The 17,107-nt window shown below is 57.1% G+C and carries 20 protein-coding genes; 3 read left to right on the forward strand and 17 right to left on the reverse strand.

All coding sequences use genetic code 11. The annotated features are described in order from the left end of the window. The 15 genes from BJP35_RS00660 to BJP35_RS00730 all read right to left on the reverse strand — a co-directional run bounded on the left by BJP35_RS00660 (window position 1) and on the right by BJP35_RS00730 (window position 12,863). A complete protein-coding gene (locus BJP35_RS00660; RefSeq protein WP_014172042.1) occupies window positions 1–579 on the reverse strand; it encodes a DUF3261 domain-containing protein in 579 nt (192 codons plus the stop codon). Then, window positions 576–2,900 carry an MMPL family transporter gene (locus BJP35_RS00665; protein ID WP_047742620.1) on the reverse strand — a complete coding sequence of 775 codons (2,325 nt, stop codon included), beginning with the start codon at window positions 2,898–2,900 and terminating at the stop codon, window positions 576–578. Before BJP35_RS00665 ends, BJP35_RS00660 begins: the two co-directional genes overlap by 4 nt. After that, window positions 2,869–3,474 carry an outer membrane lipoprotein carrier protein LolA gene (locus BJP35_RS00670; protein WP_025202832.1) on the reverse strand — a complete coding sequence of 202 codons (606 nt, stop codon included), beginning with the start codon at window positions 3,472–3,474 and terminating at the stop codon, window positions 2,869–2,871. The genes BJP35_RS00665 and BJP35_RS00670 overlap by 32 nt, the downstream gene beginning before the upstream one ends. Next, a complete protein-coding gene (locus tag BJP35_RS00675) occupies window positions 3,471–3,893 on the reverse strand; it encodes a thioesterase family protein (RefSeq protein WP_014172038.1) in 423 nt (140 codons plus the stop codon). The genes BJP35_RS00670 and BJP35_RS00675 overlap by 4 nt, the downstream gene beginning before the upstream one ends. A gap of 3 nt (window positions 3,894–3,896) precedes the next feature. After that, on the reverse strand, window positions 3,897–5,588 hold the full coding sequence (locus BJP35_RS00680; protein ID WP_047742617.1) for a glycosyltransferase: 1,692 nt from the start codon (window positions 5,586–5,588) through the stop codon (window positions 3,897–3,899). Next, the gene (locus BJP35_RS00685; protein WP_020884527.1) at window positions 5,579–5,932 is read right to left on the reverse strand and encodes a beta-hydroxyacyl-ACP dehydratase; all 354 of its coding nucleotides are present in this window, start codon (window positions 5,930–5,932) and stop codon (window positions 5,579–5,581) included. The genes BJP35_RS00680 and BJP35_RS00685 overlap by 10 nt, the downstream gene beginning before the upstream one ends. Further along, window positions 5,919–7,280: an AMP-binding protein gene (locus BJP35_RS00690; RefSeq protein ID WP_047742614.1), complete on the reverse strand. Its 1,362-nt coding sequence runs from the start codon at window positions 7,278–7,280 to the stop codon at window positions 5,919–5,921. The genes BJP35_RS00685 and BJP35_RS00690 overlap by 14 nt, the downstream gene beginning before the upstream one ends. Further along, entirely contained in the window at window positions 7,273–7,860 is a 588-nt protein-coding gene (locus BJP35_RS00695) for a hypothetical protein (RefSeq protein WP_047742612.1), read from the reverse strand. The genes BJP35_RS00690 and BJP35_RS00695 overlap by 8 nt, the downstream gene beginning before the upstream one ends. A gap of 6 nt (window positions 7,861–7,866) precedes the next feature. Further along, the gene (locus BJP35_RS00700) at window positions 7,867–8,118 is read right to left on the reverse strand and encodes an acyl carrier protein (protein ID WP_014172033.1); all 252 of its coding nucleotides are present in this window, start codon (window positions 8,116–8,118) and stop codon (window positions 7,867–7,869) included. Between the two features lie 13 nt (window positions 8,119–8,131). Further along, window positions 8,132–8,389 (reverse strand): phosphopantetheine-binding protein, encoded by a 258-nt coding sequence (locus tag BJP35_RS00705; protein WP_020884530.1) that lies wholly within the window; start codon window positions 8,387–8,389, stop codon window positions 8,132–8,134. Continuing rightward, window positions 8,370–9,185: a 1-acyl-sn-glycerol-3-phosphate acyltransferase gene (locus BJP35_RS00710; RefSeq protein ID WP_025202835.1), complete on the reverse strand. Its 816-nt coding sequence runs from the start codon at window positions 9,183–9,185 to the stop codon at window positions 8,370–8,372. The genes BJP35_RS00705 and BJP35_RS00710 overlap by 20 nt, the downstream gene beginning before the upstream one ends. Further along, complete coding sequence (locus tag BJP35_RS00715) at window positions 9,182–9,904, reverse strand: beta-ketoacyl synthase chain length factor (RefSeq protein WP_040018231.1); 723 nt, start codon at window positions 9,902–9,904, stop codon at window positions 9,182–9,184. The genes BJP35_RS00710 and BJP35_RS00715 overlap by 4 nt, the downstream gene beginning before the upstream one ends. A 64-nt stretch (window positions 9,905–9,968) precedes the next feature. Beyond that, window positions 9,969–11,033: a methyltransferase gene (locus BJP35_RS00720; protein ID WP_014172029.1), complete on the reverse strand. Its 1,065-nt coding sequence runs from the start codon at window positions 11,031–11,033 to the stop codon at window positions 9,969–9,971. Between the two features lie 67 nt (window positions 11,034–11,100). Then, window positions 11,101–11,490, reverse strand: a complete 390-nt coding sequence (locus BJP35_RS00725) for a hypothetical protein (RefSeq protein WP_020884534.1) — start codon at window positions 11,488–11,490, stop codon at window positions 11,101–11,103. A gap of 323 nt (window positions 11,491–11,813) precedes the next feature. Next, a complete protein-coding gene (locus tag BJP35_RS00730) occupies window positions 11,814–12,863 on the reverse strand; it encodes an AI-2E family transporter (RefSeq protein ID WP_014172027.1) in 1,050 nt (349 codons plus the stop codon). Between the two features lie 144 nt (window positions 12,864–13,007). Here BJP35_RS00730 and BJP35_RS00735 point away from each other — a divergent pair, with 144 nt between their 5' ends. Further along, a complete protein-coding gene (locus BJP35_RS00735; RefSeq protein WP_020884535.1) occupies window positions 13,008–14,225 on the forward strand; it encodes an MFS transporter in 1,218 nt (405 codons plus the stop codon). 4 nt (window positions 14,226–14,229) lie between these two features. On the opposite strand, the gene BJP35_RS00740 is transcribed toward BJP35_RS00735, so the two are convergent. Continuing rightward, window positions 14,230–14,787: a DcrB family lipoprotein gene (locus BJP35_RS00740; protein ID WP_014172025.1), complete on the reverse strand. Its 558-nt coding sequence runs from the start codon at window positions 14,785–14,787 to the stop codon at window positions 14,230–14,232. Between the two features lie 72 nt (window positions 14,788–14,859). Next, entirely contained in the window at window positions 14,860–15,525 is a 666-nt protein-coding gene (locus BJP35_RS00745; protein WP_020884536.1) for a 7-cyano-7-deazaguanine/7-aminomethyl-7-deazaguanine transporter, read from the reverse strand. A 166-nt stretch (window positions 15,526–15,691) separates the two neighbouring features. On the opposite strand from BJP35_RS00745, the gene tusA reads away from it, so the two are divergent. After that, window positions 15,692–15,934, forward strand: coding sequence for a sulfurtransferase TusA (gene tusA, locus BJP35_RS00750; protein WP_020884537.1), 243 nt, complete (start codon window positions 15,692–15,694; stop codon window positions 15,932–15,934). Between the two features lie 191 nt (window positions 15,935–16,125). Continuing rightward, window positions 16,126–17,097 carry a TRAP transporter substrate-binding protein gene (locus BJP35_RS00755; protein ID WP_014172022.1) on the forward strand — a complete coding sequence of 324 codons (972 nt, stop codon included), beginning with the start codon at window positions 16,126–16,128 and terminating at the stop codon, window positions 17,095–17,097. Window positions 17,098–17,107 lie beyond the last annotated feature (10 nt).

The following is a 17,107-nucleotide window of genomic DNA, read 5'->3' on the forward strand; positions in this document are numbered from 1 at the left end:
TCAGTCACCCAGATATTGAATGGTGATGTGGTAGTTAAAGACGTGTTGCTCGATGCTGATTGGCACGCGCTTGCCTTTGCGTTGCAGGTAGACAATGTCAGTCACCAGCTTGCCGCTGGCATTGCGTAGCTCGCGCCGATCGCCCTTGTCTTTAAGCGTCCAGCCCTTTGGCAGTTGTGGCTGCCAGGCGCTGAGTGGCCAGTGGCTGAGCATCACATCGGCCAGTACCTGGCTGGCGGGAGGCAGCTGCGGCACAACGATCGACTGTTCGGTGTGGATCCCGGTGTCGTCGTAAGTCGCCAGGAACAGACGGATACCGACGGAAGAGAGCCCGGCAAGCGTCACTTTGTGATCATCCGCGTTGAGCATGACCAGCAGGGACTGCGTTTGTCCGTTGAAGGTTCCGGTCAGCAGCTGCTGCGAACTGACCGCCGGGGTAATACCGGGCGGCGGCAGCGTCACTCGGGTTCCCGGCTGAAGCCAGGCCTGCGGGCGCGTCCCTTCAGTATCGGTCGAATGGCTACAGCCTGCCAGCAGCAGCGTCGCGACCAGCGCGGCTGCGCGGTAAAAAGCATTCATTTTCGTTTTCTCTCTTTCTTAACAGGCATCGCCAGCGGCGCCAGCAGGAAGGCGGTAAAAATGCCGCTCACCAGCACAATACCGAAGCTGCTGATGGCCTGCGTGGCGCTGAACACGAGCATGCCTAACGTCAGCAGCGTGGTCATCATCGCCAGCGTGATGGCCAGCATCGACGTCAGCGGCGTACCGCGCGGGTTGCCGAAAAACAGCGTGTAGTTAATGCCAATGCCGAGCACCAGGACCAGCGCCAGCAGTGAAAACAGATTTACCGGATGCCCCGTGACGGCCAGCGCGGCCAGCCCGCAGCTGAGCGACAGCACGGACGGGACCAGACTGATAAGCCCTTTTCGCCAGCCGAGGCGTACCATCGCCCCGCAGGCAATCACCGCCAGCGCGACAAACAAGAGTCCCGTTAACAGCGTGCGGTAGAGCTCAAACAGGCTGTCAAAACTGGCCTTGCGATCGACCCAGACGACGCCCGCATGACGGGCGGCTACTTCGCTGAGTGCGGCGCTGTTCCGGGCGTTGTCCACCGGCACTAACACACCGCTTTCGCCGTCAGGCAGGGTCAGCCACAGCAGACGCCAGCCTTCGCTGGCCGGGCTGGCGAGCCACGCCTCCACGCTCACGGGCATGGCGTTCAGATTCGGTGTGACGGTGCTCAGCCCCGCGTTTCGCAGCGCGTTCGTTATGGCCGGCGCGGCCTGCTGCAACAGCAGCAGATCGCTTTTCTGGCGCGCCAGCGAATTTAAGGGCAGGGTCCGCCAGCGGGTAATATCCCCCGCTTTTTGGGCCTGGGCTAACGCCGGGGTAAAGGCTTCCAGCCGTTCCAGCGTTTGCTGCGGCGATGCGCCATACACCACAAACCATTTCTGATCGACACCTTGCCCGGTCAGGGCGGTAATGGTTTTCTCCTGCGCCAGAATGTCTTTGGGGAGCGCCTGTAGCTGGGCGATATCGTCGTTGACCTTCAGGGTGGCAAGCCCGGCAGCCGAGACCAGCGCCAGTACCACAGGCAGGCCCACAGAGAGTTTTTTATTGCGTCGCCAGGCGGCCAACCAGCGCAACATCAGGACCATAAACGGAACCGGGCGCACCGGCAAACCACGGCACAGCCAGGGATGCCAGAAAATCACCGTCAGGCAGGAGGCGCTCAGCCCCACCGCGGCAAACACCGCCATCTGGTGGATCCCGGGGAAGGGGGCCAGCATCATAATCAGGTAGGCGGCAACGGTCGTCAGCAGCGCCAGCAGCAGCGCATTACGCACTTTGGCCAGGCTTTGCCACGGGGAATGTTCTGCGCCGTGCACCATGCGTTCGGTGAGGTAATAGAGCGTGTAATCCGCTGAAATTCCGATGATGCTCATGCTCATCACCAGCGTCATCAGATGCAGTTCGCCAAACAGCAGCAGCGTCACCACCGTGCCCGCCAGCGCACCTGTGGCAATGGAAATCAGACACAGCAGCAGGGGTTTCAGGGAACGAAACACTGCCAGGATGAGCAGGATAACCCCAAGGATCGTGACGATGCCCAGCGTGGAGATGTCCCGTTTTGCCTGCTGGCTGGCGTAATCACTGTAAAACACGGTACCGCGTGAGAGCAGCTGCGCCTGCGGAAAGCGCGTTTTCAGCGTCTCCTGCAGGGCGGTAAGGGTGGTTACCAGCTGATGGGTTTGCTGCATATCAAACGATGATCCCGCCAGCTCACCGTGCAGCATATACCAGTAATTTCCACTGGCATCCTGGGTAACCAGCCAGCCGTCCATCAGCCGTAGCTTCTGGCTGTTTTGCGCCAGCGCCAGCTGCGAGCCGCGCATCAGCATCAGGGGATCGCTTTGCAACTCTTTGCCACTCACGCCGGAAAAGGCCGAGTAGAGCTGGGATAAAATCCACTGCGCCTGTGCCTCACCGCCGTTTTGCAGGCGGGCCCGGGTGGCTGAATCAATCAGGCCGTTGCGATGCTGCCAGAAGAACTCGCCCCAGGCCTTTTGCCCGGCGGCGTCCATCGGGCCTTTAACCTCCCTGAGCGAATGGCTGTTTTTCAACAGATCCAGCCACTGCTGCGCCACCCGCGGATCGGGTTCTTTACCGGGACTGACCAGCCAGACAAGCTGGCGGTCAAGACGCTGTATAAACGCGTCGTTGAGTGCCGGCGGGATTGCCCCGAGCGTCTGCTTCGGCAGCATAGCCAGTACGCTGCTGTTCAGGCGCGCGCCGGGCAGCAGCGACAGCAACACGCCCAACAGAATCAGGCATACCGTCGCCCACAGCAGCGCCGGGCGCAGGGATTTACGGTGCGGCAAAGCGTTGGCGTTCGTCATCGGTCAGGCTGGCGGGCGTCAGTGTGTGGCGGGAAAGGACGATATCGGTACGATCGCCCTGCTTATCGTTGAGGCGAATCGTCTCAAGGTAGGTCGCGCCGCCCAGATCGAGGGTAGCGAAAATTTTGTCCAGCGGTGTCGTTGTGGGGGTCAGCACCAGCGACCAGCGGCCTTCACCGAGATCGCGAAAATCGATGCGGAAGTTCTCTTCCAGCACCTTGCGGTCGGCCTGGAACAACGCCCGCAGCAGGTGGTTGAACTGGAACATCTGCGGATTATTGTCGGCGGTAATGGTCTGCGGAGGCTGGCCGTTGATCGTCTGGATCATTCGTTTATCATCCAGCAACAACGTCATGGGGAAAGGCGCTTTTTGATCCCACAGCAGGCCGCTGTCGCGTGCGATCAACATTTCGCCCTGCGAGCGCAGCGGCTGCGGCAGATCCTTAATCGTCCGGACCTGTTCGAAATGCGCGCGCACGACAGGTTGCCCGGTAAACCGCTGCTGCAGCTCATCCAGCGTCACGGCGCTCACCAGCGGGCTGATCATCAGTGCCAGCACAGGCAACCATCTCATGGCGTAACTCCCATTCGTTCAAATAATATAGCCGGGCTGACAAAGCACATTTCACGGCTGGCTTCTTCGACGGCCACCTGGATGGTATAGCCGGTGGTGGTGCGTTTACCGGTTTGCGCGTCGAAAATTTGATAGGCGATGCGCAGACGGTTTTCATACTCTTCGATGTGCGCGCGTACACGGATGCGCTGCTCAAAGGTCACCGCATCGCGGTATTTCACCCGGGTATCGACTACCGGCCAGACATAGCCTGACGCCTTCATCTGGCGATAACCGTAGTTAAACTGGTTGAGCAGCGCCTCGCGGGCAATCTCAAAGTAGCGGAAATAGTTGCCGTGCCAGACCACGCCCATCATATCGACATCGTGGAACGGAACGGTGATTTCTACTTCGGTCGTAAAGCGGGGATCGGTCAGCACCCTTTACTCCTTCTCTTTGGCATCCGGCAGGTGCCAGAAATCGAAAAAATTAAACCAGTCGAGCGGTGACATTAAGGCGTAATGCTCAAGCCGCTGTGCATAGCGATCGACGGCCTGTTGCAGCGCCTGCTGGCGCTCCCCGCGTGGCAGAAGCAGCGGGTCGGCAAATGGTTCGCAGTGTATCGTGAGCGCACCCTGCTGACGCAGGGCGTAAATCAGCACCACCGGGCAGCGCAGAATGGAGGCGAGAATAAACGGCCCTTGCGGGAACGGGGCGGGCTGTCCCATAAACGAACTCCAGATCACCCGCCAGTCGCCGCCGCGCTGTGGCGTGACCGCTATGCGATCGCCCACAATGGCGACCCATTCACCGCGCTCAAGCTTCTCTTTGATGGCGATAGCAGTATCCGGGCCAATGTCCGTCACGGGCATCAGGTTAACCCCCGCCTGGGGGGCCATCTCGGTCATGATCTGTTTAAAGCGCTGCGCGTTATCGCTAAAGACCAGCGCGTTGATGACTTTGCTGCCTTCCAGCTGAGCCAGTGCCCGGCAGGCTTCCACATCGCCAAGATGCGATGCGAGCAGCAGTTTGCCTTGCGATGCGTCAGCATCCAGCACGTCATATGCACCGGGAGCAAAGACCACGTCACGATGAAACTTCAGTTCGCCGCGCCAGCTGGCGACTTTATCCAGCATGGCGTTACCGAAGCGCATAAAATGGAAAAAGCTGTTAAGGCGTGGCGGAACAGGCATGTTCCGCTGCGTCAGCACCTGCTTCACTCGTGCTGTCCACTGCTGTGAAGCCTGTCGCGCCGGTCGGGCCGTAAGCCAGTACACCGCGATAACCGGCCACAGCAGCACGGTAAAGGCCCGGCGGCCAAACAGCTGCCAGACGCGCAGCATCAGGCGCATTCCCCACAGGCCTTTCACCTCGTCCTGCTGCGCCCAGTGCTGGCGGCGACGACGAAACAGCAGGGCGGGAATGCGGGGCAGCATGCCGAAGAACAGCCGGGTGTGCATCAGCGAGATCCGCACGTTGTCTTTGAGCGCGTCGAAATGGGATAACCCGTCCGGCGGATAGGTAACGCGGGTCGGCAGAAAATAGCTGGTATTGCCCTGCCAGTAGAGACGGACCATCACTTCGGTGTCAAAGTCCATACGTTTACCAAGCGATACGCGTGCGGCCAGCTGCAGCGTGGGCGAGACCGGGTAGACCCGAAAACCGCACATGCTGTCTTTAAGTTGCAGGGACAGGGTTTCAATCCATACCCAGACGTGCGTTATCCAGCGACCGTAGAGGCGGGAGCGCGGAATGGAATCATCGTAAATGGGCTGGCCAGATATCAGCGCCTCCGGGTGACGCTCAGCCAGAGCCAGCATTTTGGGGATATCCTCAATAGCATGCTGGCCGTCGGCATCCACCTGTACGGCGTGGGTATAGCCCGCGCGGGCCGACGCTTCCAGCCCCTTAATGACCGCGGCACCTTTACCTGCGTTTTGCGCCAGACGTACCAGCGTAACCTGGGGCTGCCCGGCGGCCAGATGCTCCAGAATGCGGCGCGTCTGCTCGTCACTTCCGTCATCGACCACCAGGCAGGGCAAGCCGAACGGCGCCAGCCGCGACAGTACCTTTGCCATCATCGCGCCATGGTTGTAGCACGGGATCAGCACGCAGGGGCGGAAGGTTACTGACACAGGCGAATCTTCCCGCTGCTGGCAGTATGGCGATCGTCACCGGCATGGCGCTGGTAGCTGAAGGTCAGTATCTGACGTTCGGCATGCCAGTTAAGGACCAGCGTGACCGTGGTATCCGGCAGCAGAGGGGCCTGGAATTTCACATTTTGGATGCTGTGAAAACGGTAACCCGGTGCCAGCAGCGTGGTGGCGTAGTGCATGACCCAGTCAATCTGTGCCACACCTGGCAGCAACGGCTGTACGGCAAAATGCCCCTGGAACCAGAACAGGGAGGGGTCAAGATGCAAAACGATTTCCAGGTGCTGCGGCTGTGCCTGGTGGCGTTCGATTTCATGAATTTTCATGAAACAACTCCTGTAACTGCGCATAGACACGCTTATTCATACTGTTTACCGGCATCGCATCGATAATGCGCCAGTAGCGGGGGACGGCGACCGGCTCAAGCCAGGGCCGCAGGGCGCGGCGCCAGGCCAGTTCCTGCGTTTTTTTGCCCTGCTGATGCCAGCGCTGACGGGTCTTCTCATCCAGAACCAGCAGGACACCTATACCCTGACGACCTCCGCGGGTAACCGGTAATGCTGCGGCTTCACATATGCCCTCAAGCTCCAGCAGGCGACGTTCAATCTCGTTCAGTGAGATACGCTTTTCTTCGATTTTGACCACCGGACCACGACGTCCGGCAATGCTAAAAAAACCGTTACTGTCGAAGTGCAGGATATCGTCCAGCTGTAACCCTGCGGCTTCGTGAATGAGCGGGGAGGTCACGCGGCAGATTTCCCCTTCACTCTGGAACACCACACCGGGGAAGGCGAACCAGGGTACGCTGTCCGCCTGACGGTGCCGCCAGGCGAGGATCCCGGTTTCGGTGCTGCCATAGATTTCATCCGGCCAGACGTTAAGCCAGTCATGGGTCTCCGTGACATCGCACCAGGGCAGCATTCCCCCGGCGGAGATCAGCATCACGACGGGAGGGGCAGTCAGCTCGGTATCCAGCCGTTTCAGGAACGCCGGACTGGTGATAAAAAGGTACTGCCTGTCGTGAGGGAGTGCCGCCAGCTGCTCAGCGTAATAAAGCATGGCGGCGTGCAGCGGAAGCCCCATCGCCATTGGCAACATGATGCGGAACGTCAGGCCATAGAGATGTTGTGGTACGACCGAGGCCACAATGCTGCAGCCCGCCAGGCGTTCGCCAAAACGGTTCGCCAGCAGGCATGCTTCACGGTCCAGGCTGGTGATGTGCTTAATGACCCGGCGTGGGGTGCCCGTGGAGCCCGAGGTAAAAAGCTCAACAAAGCGCGCGTCGTCAATGACGGGCAACGGTGCCCATTGGCGCGCGGTCTGAGGGGAGGAGGTCACCACAATGACCTTTCCCTGAATATCCAGCGTCTGATCGCTCAGGACACCGCTAAACAGCGACTGCTGTTCGTCGAGCAGAGAGACCCGGCTATGGCCTGGAATGACCGGGGTTTTACCGGCATGCAGTGAGGCCAGCAGCGCAACAATAAACAGGTAGCTGTTTTCAAAGCACAGCGCCCAGCGTTCACCCTCCTGCTGTCGCAATACTTCTACCAGCAAGGTGACATTGTGGCGCAACTCGCCCAGCGTCCAGGTGCGATCGTCAAGCCAGGCGATCGGCGTGTCGTCAGGGCGTGGAGCATTTAACCACTGGCCCAGCGGGAGGGGTTTATTCATCGAGCTTCTCTTTTTTCATCACCCGTTGACGCACCAGCCACTCTGTCGCCATCAGCGTGCCCATCAGAAAATAAGCCACCATACCGTTCCACACTGTCCAGACATGCATATCGCCGTGTAGCACGGTAAAAAGGGCTATCGCACCGTTACCGAGGAAAAACCCGCACCACACCAGCGTCACCTTACGGGTATATCGCACACCCGCCGGAGGCAAATTCGGTTCACGCAGACGTGCCAGCCGTTCAACCAGCGGCATGGTTGTCCACAGTGAGCCGCCAAACACGGCCAGCATCACGAGATTAACCACCACCGGATAGAGCAGCAGCCACTGGTGCGCTTTCAGCAGATAGCTTGCCGCGCAGAGCGCCAGGCCTGCCAGCGCAATGCACTGCACCACATACCGCATCGGGCCTGCGTTTCGCCGCGCCTGATGCAGACGCAGCACCAGCACCAGGGCCATCAGCGGCAACAGCCAGTGCAGACCGTTGTGCGTCAGCCCCAATCCAATCAGCAATGGCCACGCCAGCAACACGACTCCCGTCAGGAGTGGGATCGCCGGAAACGCTCGTCCTCCAGGCACGGTGGTTTACTCGTCGCGCAAAAGCTGAGCGACAGCGTCAACCACATCCTGCACGGTACGGACAGATTTGAAGGTTTCCGGTTTGATTTTCGTCCCCGTTTTCTTCTGCAGGTGAACAATCATGTCCACTGCATCGATACTGTCCAGATCCAGATCTTCGTACAGGCGAGCCTCAGGCGTGATTTCCTGTGGGTCGAGTTCAAACAGCGTAGCCAGGAGTTCGCAGACTTCCTGATAAATGGTTTCTTGTTCAGTCATAACGGATCACATCTCAGGCGCGTTGAGCGTTGATAAAAGAAGCCAGCGTGGCGACGGAAAAGAAGTGCTGACGCATCTCTTCGCTTTCGGCAGACAGCACCACGCCATACTGGTTTTTCACGGCCAGGCCAAGTTCCAGGGCGTCGATAGAGTCGAGACCCAGTCCATCACCAAACAGCGCAGCATCGGTATCGATATCCTCGGCGGTGAGCTCGTCCAGATTCAGCGTGGTGATGATGAGATTTTTAATTTCAAGATGAAGCGCTTGCATCATTAATTCCTGACAAAGATTGAAGGCCTGATGTTAATCGATGCTGCAGATGCCGGTTTAACTGCCTTGCCGCCAGTGCCGGTTCTTGTGTCTTTGCATCGTAAAAAGCGTCGATATTCACGCGATCGCGAACATCTACGGTGAAAACAGGTTTTACGGGCGGTACGTCGTACCAGTGACTTTTTTTATCCAGCAGAGGTTCGCTGCAGTGGATCACCACGATGCGCAGGTCGCTGTGGCAGCGCACGGCAATATTTGCCGCGCCGCGCTGGAGGGAGATTGCCTCTCCCGACCGGGTTCGTGTGCCCTCCGGAAAGATTAACAGCGTGTCGCCCTGGGCCAGACGCTGCTGGCTTGCACTGAGGAGCGTTTCCGCTTCGCTGTTAATCAGGTAATCCGCTGCGCGAATGACGCCGCTGACAAAGGGGTTGCGGAGCAACGCACTTTTCACCAGACAGTCGGTTTCGGGCATGACGGACGCCAGGATCACGTAATCAATCAGCGTCGGGTGATTGGCCACCACCAGACAACCACGGTCCCCGCGAAGGGCGTCAAGGTTGTGAATGCGATAGTCCAGTACCCCGGTGCCACGGGCGACATGTAAGAAAAAGCGGAAGCTGGCCGCGATACTGCGACGCGCCAGGCGACGGCGTCTGGCGCGGTCGCGCTGAACCAGCAACAGCAGATTGAACCACACCAGCGACAGCAGCAACCCGCCCGTGCCAAACAGCACGAAGCAGAAGCCGGTCATCATCAGACGCCATAACCAGTTGATACGGGCAGTCAGGCGGCTCATTCGCGTGTCCATTGCCACAGCAGACGTTCGCCTGAAACCACAAACTGTCGTTCATCGCGGAGGTAACGTTGCAGGAACATCAGGCTCTGCGGCAGGGGAGGTTCTTCACCCGTGCTGCCGCTGCGGGTTTCGCACTGCAGTGTGCTCCCGGCTTCAATCACCAGGGCCAGCGCGTAGGGCCAGGTGGGCATCTGCGGCGGTAAACCCGGATGATAAAAATCGGGCAGGGCACCGTCAAAATCGACCAGCAAGACGCGGGAATAGCCCGCCTGAAGCAGGCTCAACACTTCACATAATGCCTGCTGGAAGGTGTCCAGCCCGGCAGAAACAGAAGACGAGACGATGGGGTGTCGCGCAGTGATCGTCAGGTTGCCCACCGCCGAATTGTGCACGGACATGGCAAAGTCTGTCGGCGAGACGGCCTGACCGGTCGCCAGGGAATGCAGGATGCGGAAATTACGCTCCAGTTCGCCATGACGGCTGGAATAGACAACGGCATCAATCGCGTGGCGGCGAAGCAGGGTGAGTCCAAGGTCTACCGCCAGCTTACTGCCCGAGTTGAGGCGGCGCGCGGTCATCATCGGCAGTTCGGTAAGCTTAGGCAGCGGCGCAGCCGGGTCGAGGGTAAGGTGCTGGCGTGACCACGCCTGCCACTCTGCGGCATCGCTCAGGCCTGGCGCTCTTGCCTGCCAGTCAATTATGTTCAGTGAAAATTTCATCTACGCGCGTCCGCGGAAAACCATCATTAAAAGACAGGCAAGCCTGCCGGGCAGTTCAACTGCTCTATTGTTCAATTTTTTGACAAATCAATAGGGTATGACCTACCCCAAGGTTGTCCAGCCGCTGTTCTACGTGGAAACCGGCCCGCTCCAGGTAGTGATAAAATTTCTCTACACTGTAAAACCGGCTGTTGCCGTTCGCCATACAGGTGAAATAAAGCGAGGTAGCATTCAGGCTGAATGAGGCGGCTTCAAATTTTTGGGCATCCCAGAACAGTTCCATGATGCACAGTCGCGCGCCGGGCTTCATAACCTGTGCAACGCGAGTCAACATGGCGACAATCTGGTCCGGAGAGAAACAATCCAGGAACTGGCTCATCCACCAGATATCGGCTTCACCCGGCAATGTCGCATGACTAAGCATATCGACAGCATGGAAGCCAATGCGATGAGATAAACCTGCTTTTTCGATGTTTTCCTGCGCCAGCGTTATCTGCTGTGGCAGGTCAAGGATCGTCACGGCAACATTGTCGTCATAGCGGCAGCAGCGTAACGCCCATTTACCCGTATTTCCGCCCACATCGTACAATTTTGTCGGCGAGCTTGCGAATATATATGGCAGCGCCGCGTCGAAAGCGGCATCAGAATAGTAATGATCAAAAGCGAACCAGCTCTCTTTTGCCTGCGCGGGTAATTGTGATAATGCCGGATAGATAGTTGGCCAGTTGCCAAACACGGATAATCCCGCAGGTTTTTCTTCCTGCAGGGCATCGGCCAGATGGAATAATCCCTGGTAACAAACATCCTGCGTGAAATCCATATTCACGCGGGTCATGGTGTCATGCAATAAGAAATGGCCCACCTTTGCCAGGAAATAGCGCCCTTCTTTACAGGTAACGATCCGCCCGCTTAATCCCATATCCAGCAATACGCTTACGCTATAACTGCTCAGGGTACTGTTTTCGGTTATTTCCTCGAGACTTGCCCCTGTTTTCCCTTTTTTATCCAGCCAGGAAAGCACGCCCGAATTACGCAGACAACGCGCGGTCTGAAACAGCATCGGCGCAAAAGCAATGCGTTGCGCTTCGGTAATGGCGTCCAGCGCGTTGAGGGTGTCCTTTTCGTACATGCGTGCGTAACCTTATGAGGCCGAGAAAAACGTTATCGGGCCATGTCGGCCCGACATGAGGAAAATATTACAGCGCGGCGCCTGCAGAGAGGTTCATCTGAATATCGTGGTCGAGGTTATGAACCCAGCGGTTATAGTTCTTGTGGATTTTACCGTCGGCGGCTTTCAGGTTCATACTGCTTTCGTAATTAATTGAATAGCTTGTCGCAGAATAAGGAATACGGATTTCGACCGAATGGTCGCGTGCCTGCAGACGGCCTTTAATTACGCCCGGGCCCGCTTCGCTCATGATCCAGTCGCGCTTCTGGCCTGCTTTCAGAATGGCGGTTTTCACCTGCTCAGCGGTGTGGCCCGTACTGACAGTAGCGTGAACCTGATCGATTGGGGCGGTACGCGCGCAACCGGCCAGTGCGCCGACGACAGCAACAGCAGCAAACCATTTAATGATCTTTTTCATCAACAACTCCGTATCAATAATAACAATTTAAATCAGTAATTTTAAAAAAATATATTTTGGCGGAGTATTATCGCTAATGAGGATAATTTTTGTCGATATAAAAGTGGGTGTTTATTTTACGCGAGGGGAGGTGTAATGCATTGAAACGAAAGGGTGAGAATTATATGTCATGTAATTTGCGTTAAATAAATATTTGCATGACGATTCATTTATTAGGGCAAGATAAATAACGCGAAATCCTCCTTACCGAAAATGAAAATTACCGCGCGGTGAGCGTCGCGGTAATTTTCGGTGTGTTGCACTGTTACGCGTTGTGGGACCCGTTATCCCGGCAGACGGCTTTTCGGTCGCCCGGGACCCAACAGGATCGCCAGTTTGCTGCCACCTTTGGTGGTTTCCATCCAGATCTTACACACGCTGGTCAGCGGGACTGACAGTAACATCCCGACCGGTCCCAGCAGCCATCCCCAGATCAGCAACGACAAGAACACCACCAGCGTCGACATTCCGAGACGGTGGCCCATCATGCGCGGCTCAAGGATATTGCCCAGTACCATATGCACGACCAGGAACAGCGCCCCCACCAGCATGCATTCGTAAAAGCCATTGAACAGAAACGCCTGAATCATCGGCGGCACGGCGGAAAGCACCGCGCCGATGTTGGGTACGTAGTTCAGCAGAAACGCCAGTACGCCCCACATCAGCGCGAACTGCACGCCCATCAGCATCAGTCCCAGCCAGACAATCACCCCGGTCCAGACGCTTAACAGCGTTTTCAGGGCCAGATATTTGGACACGCCCTTCAGGGCCCGGTGTAAACCCGCAATATGAATTTGCGGGTTATTCAGCGCAAAGCGCAGCTTATAAGGAACATGGCGGACCTCGAACAGCATAAACACCACCGTCATCACCAGCAGCAGGATGCTGGCCATCGCGCCGGAAAGGCCGGTCATCAGGGTGGTGGCGTAGGTCATGACCTTCTCTGAATCCATGCGGCGTAACATCCGCTCGGGTGAGATATGCAGGTTAAGAAAAGGCATCATCTCCTGAAGCGAAACGATCTTACGCGTCAGCTCTTTGTTGTACTGTGGAAGCATGGTGGAGAATTCACTGAGCGACGCCGCCAGCACGCCGAAAAGCGCCGTCAGGGCAATCATCATCACGATGACCACGATAGTAATGGCTACCGGACGGCTGATGCCCCGGCGCAAAAACCAGGTCACCAGCGGATTAAGCACAATGGCAAAAAAGAGCGCCAGCAGGAGCTGGACAATGATGTCAGCGGCAGCATGGATACCTGCGAGGATAACCACCAGGCAGGCGAGTTTTAATAAGATGTGAAGTCCTGCTTTGTCGGACTGGTTCGGTATCATGCGGGTTCCTTAATGTGATAGCCCGTTAAGTGTAGTGCCCGGTGGCCGCTTCGTCTGGAGCCGATAATCTGAAAGTCAGTGCTGATTTTCTTATCCTGCCGTGGTAATAGTGAAACACTGTTGTAAAAATTCAGGTTAAACCCCATGCCAGAGCATGCCGCCGAACCGGCGCTGAGCGGATTGCGCCTCAATCTGCGCATTGTTTCCGTTGTGATTTTTAACTTCGCCAGTTATCTGACGATTGGCCTGCCGCTGGCGGTGTTGCCGGGCTATGTCCATGACGTCATGGGTTTTAGCGCATTCTGGGCGGGGCTGGTCATCAGCCTGCAGTATTTCGCCACGCTCCTGAGCCGCCCGCATGCCGGGCGCTATGCGGATCTGTTTGGGCCAAAGCGCATCGTCATTGTGGGGCTCTGCGGCTGTTTTCTGAGTGGTCTGGGCTACCTGCTGGCCGCCACCACCAGCCACTGGCCGCTGGTCAGCCTGGCGCTGCTCTGTCTGGGGCGTGTGATTCTGGGTATTGGGCAAAGTCTGGCGGGTACCGGTTCGACGCTGTGGGGCGTGGGTGTGGTGGGTGCGTCCCATATTGGCCGGGTGATCTCCTGGAACGGTATCGTCACCTACGGCGCAATGGCGCTGGGCGCACCGCTGGGGGTGATCTGTTATGCCTATGGCGGGCTATCCGGGCTGGCTATCACCATTATGGTCGTCGCGCTGCTCGCGATTCTGTTTGCCCTGCCGCGCCCGAAGGTGAAGGCCAGCAAAGGCAAGCCGCTGCCGTTCAGGGCGGTGCTGGGGCGCGTCTGGCCTTATGGTATGGCGCTGGCGCTGGCAACCACCGGCTTCGGCGTGATCGCCACGTTCATTACTCTCTTCTATGACGCCAAAGGCTGGGACGGCGCAGCCTTTGCCCTGACGCTGTTTAGCTGTGCGTTTGTCGGCGCGCGTTTGCTCTTCCCGAACGGTATCAACCGTCTGGGGGGACTGAATGTGGCGTTGATCTGCTTTGCGGTAGAGATTGTCGGGCTGGTGTTGACCGGGATTGCCACCGCACCGTGGATGGCGAAAATGGGCGTTTTCCTCGCCGGCGCTGGCTTTTCGCTGGTCTTCCCGGCACTCGGCGTGGTCGCGGTAAAAGCCGTGCCGCAGCAGAACCAGGGGTCGGCGCTGGCGACCTACACGGTGTTTATGGACATGTCGCTGGGCATTACCGGGCCGCTGGCGGGGCTGGTGATGGCGTGGGCAGGGGTACCGGTAATCTATCTTGCCGCGGCGGGTCTGGTGGTTATCGCATTGATGCTGACATGGCGGCTAAAAAAATGGCCCCCGGTGCAGGCACCGGAGGCCACGTCATCATCGTGAAGAATTACTGGATCACGATGGTATTAATGATGTTTTCAGCAGCCGTCTGCGCTTTCTGCTGATTTTCCGCCGGCAGGGTGATCTGCAGGGTCAGCAGTTTATTATCGACCTTACCAAGCACCACGGAAGAGTAAGCGGTCTGGCCTTTTGCTGAGATGATGCTGTCCAGCTGTTGCAGCGTGTGGCCTTTCAGTTCGATAGATTTATTGGTCACGACCTGCAGCTGCGGATCGCGGCTGCGCTGCTGATCTTCCAGACGTTTGGTCATGACGGCCAGGTCTTCGCTGGTGTCGTCGCCCACAATCACAATGACGGCTTTCTGCCCGGTTGCATCGGAGTAAACGTGCATATTGTTCGCCTGGGTACCCAGCTTGCCGCTCTGGTCAGTCATATCTGCCGGCAGAGAGAAACTGAGTTTACCGTCCAGCAGACTCACCGGCTGACCGGTGGCGTTGCTCTCTGCAGACGCGCCCTGAGCAGGCGTTTTCGTGTCGCTGTTATCACAGGCTGCAAGGCCCACAACCAGCAGGCCAATCCCGACATATTTAACCAGATTGCGCATTAACTTCTTCCTTTCGATAAACGGCCATAACGGCTGATTGGCTCATCTTATCACAACTGATAAAGCGAACCCTTAACCAGCCTGCAATGCTGTGATTTCAGATTTATCTGCGAGTCTTTTCAGCAGCATATTCAGCAGGACGCCGTACATCGGCAGGAAGAACACAATGCTGATAAGCACCTTGAAGCAGTAGTCCACAAGGGCGATTTCCATCCAGTGCTGGGCCATAAATGCATCCGGGCTACGCCAGAATGCGATAAAGAAGAAGGCCAGCGTGTCGCTGACGTTGCCGAACAGCGTGGACGCCGTGGGTGCCATCCACCAGCGATGATTTTGACGCAGGCGGTTAAACACGTGAACGTCGAGGATCTGCCCCAGCGCGTAGGCCATAAAGCTGGCGGAGGCGATACGGGCGACAAACAGGTTGAAGTGCGTTAATGCCTCGAACCCCTGCCAGCTTCCCATATAAAACAGGGAAGAGATCACGTACGAAATGAACAGCGCCGGCAGCATGACCGCAAAAATAATGCGGCGAGCCAGTGGTGCGCCGAAAATACGTACGGTCAAATCAGTGGCGAGAAAAATAAACGGGAAACTGAACGCGCCCCACGTGGTATGAAAACCAAAGATGGAGATCGGGAGTTGCACCAGATAGTTGCTGGAGGTAATGACCAGCAAATGAAAAAGCGAAAGCCAGAACAACGCTTTAACGCGCTGCGAATCAGAAAACTGCATCATGTTGTAACCTTTTTATACGTTGGGGTGAGGGAACCCAATAAAAACCGCAGCATGATACTGCTTTGGCCGGACATTGCAATGGTTAGTTTTTACGCAATCGTTAACCTGGTTGCATTGCCGACGATGGGGCGTAAACTACAGCCGTTTTTACCTGACCGAGAAGAACATGACCGATCTGTTTTCCAGCCCAGACCACACCCTTGATGCTCAGGGCCTTCGCTGCCCGGAGCCGGTAATGATGGTACGTAAAACCGTGCGCAACATGCAGACCGGTGAGACGCTGCTGATCATCGCCGACGACCCCGCCACCACCCGCGACATTCCCGGTTTTTGTACCTTTATGGAACATGAGCTGGTGGCACAGCAGACCGAAACGCTGCCGTACCGGTATGTGATCCGCAAGGGGTAAATGCGGCCTGATGGCCTCACCCCGACCCTCTCCCACAAGGAGAGGGAGAAAACCTTTCTAAACCATCGTTTCAATATTTCACGCTTTTGTGAGGCGCTTCACCCCCGCTTTTCCGGCCGTAGTCTAGTTTTTAAGCGTACAAAAATAAAACACTGTTTTAACGCTTATCTCACTACCCTGGAGTTGACCCGATGAAAACGACCCTCAAGCCGTTACTGGCCGCCCTGTGCCTCTCCGCTTTTGCCTGCTCTGTCGCTGCGCAAACCATCAAAGCCGCCGATGTGCACCCTGAAGGCTACCCGAACGTGGTGGCGGTTCAGCAAATGGGTGAAAAACTCAAACAACAAACCGACGGCAAGCTGGAGATTAAGGTTTTCCCCGGCGGCGTGCTGGGGGATGAAAAACAGATGATTGAGCAGGCGCAGATGGGGGCGATCGATATGATCCGCGTCTCGATGGCGCCGGTGGCGGCCATCCTGCCCGATATCGAAGTCTTCACGCTGCCCTACGTTTTCCGCGATGAAGACCACATGCACAAAGTGATCGACGGGGATATCGGCAAGCAAATTGGCGATAAGCTAACCGCCAACCCGAAATCACGACTGGTATTCCTCGGCTGGATGGACTCCGGCACCCGCAACCTGATCACCAAAGATCCGATTGTTAAACCCGACGATCTGAAAGGGAAGAAAATCCGCGTACAGGGCAGTCCGGTGGCGCTGGCGACGCTGAAAGATATGGGCGCTAACGCGGTGGCAATGGGGGTAAGCGAAGTTTACAGCGGAATGCAAACCGGCGTGATTGACGGCGCGGAGAATAATCCACCGACCTATGTCGCGCATAACTATATGCCGGTCGCCAAAAACTACACCCTCAGCGGCCACTTTATCACCCCGGAAATGCTGCTCTACTCAAAAGTGAAGTGGGACAAACTCAGCGCCGACGAGCAGAAAAAGATCCTGACCCTGGCCCGTGAAGCCCAGTTTGAACAACGTAAGTTGTGGGAAGCCTATAACGCCCAGGCGCTGGAAAAAATGAAGGCTGGCGGGGTGCAGTTCCACGAGATCGACAAAACGGTATTTATCAAAGCCACAGAGCCGGTGCGCGCCCAGTATGGCGAAAAGCATCAGGATCTGATGAAAGCCATCGCTGACGTCAAGTAACCGGAGTACG

Source organism: Enterobacter sp. J49 (assembly GCF_002148625.1).
GTDB lineage: Bacteria > Pseudomonadota > Gammaproteobacteria > Enterobacterales > Enterobacteriaceae > Enterobacter > Enterobacter ludwigii.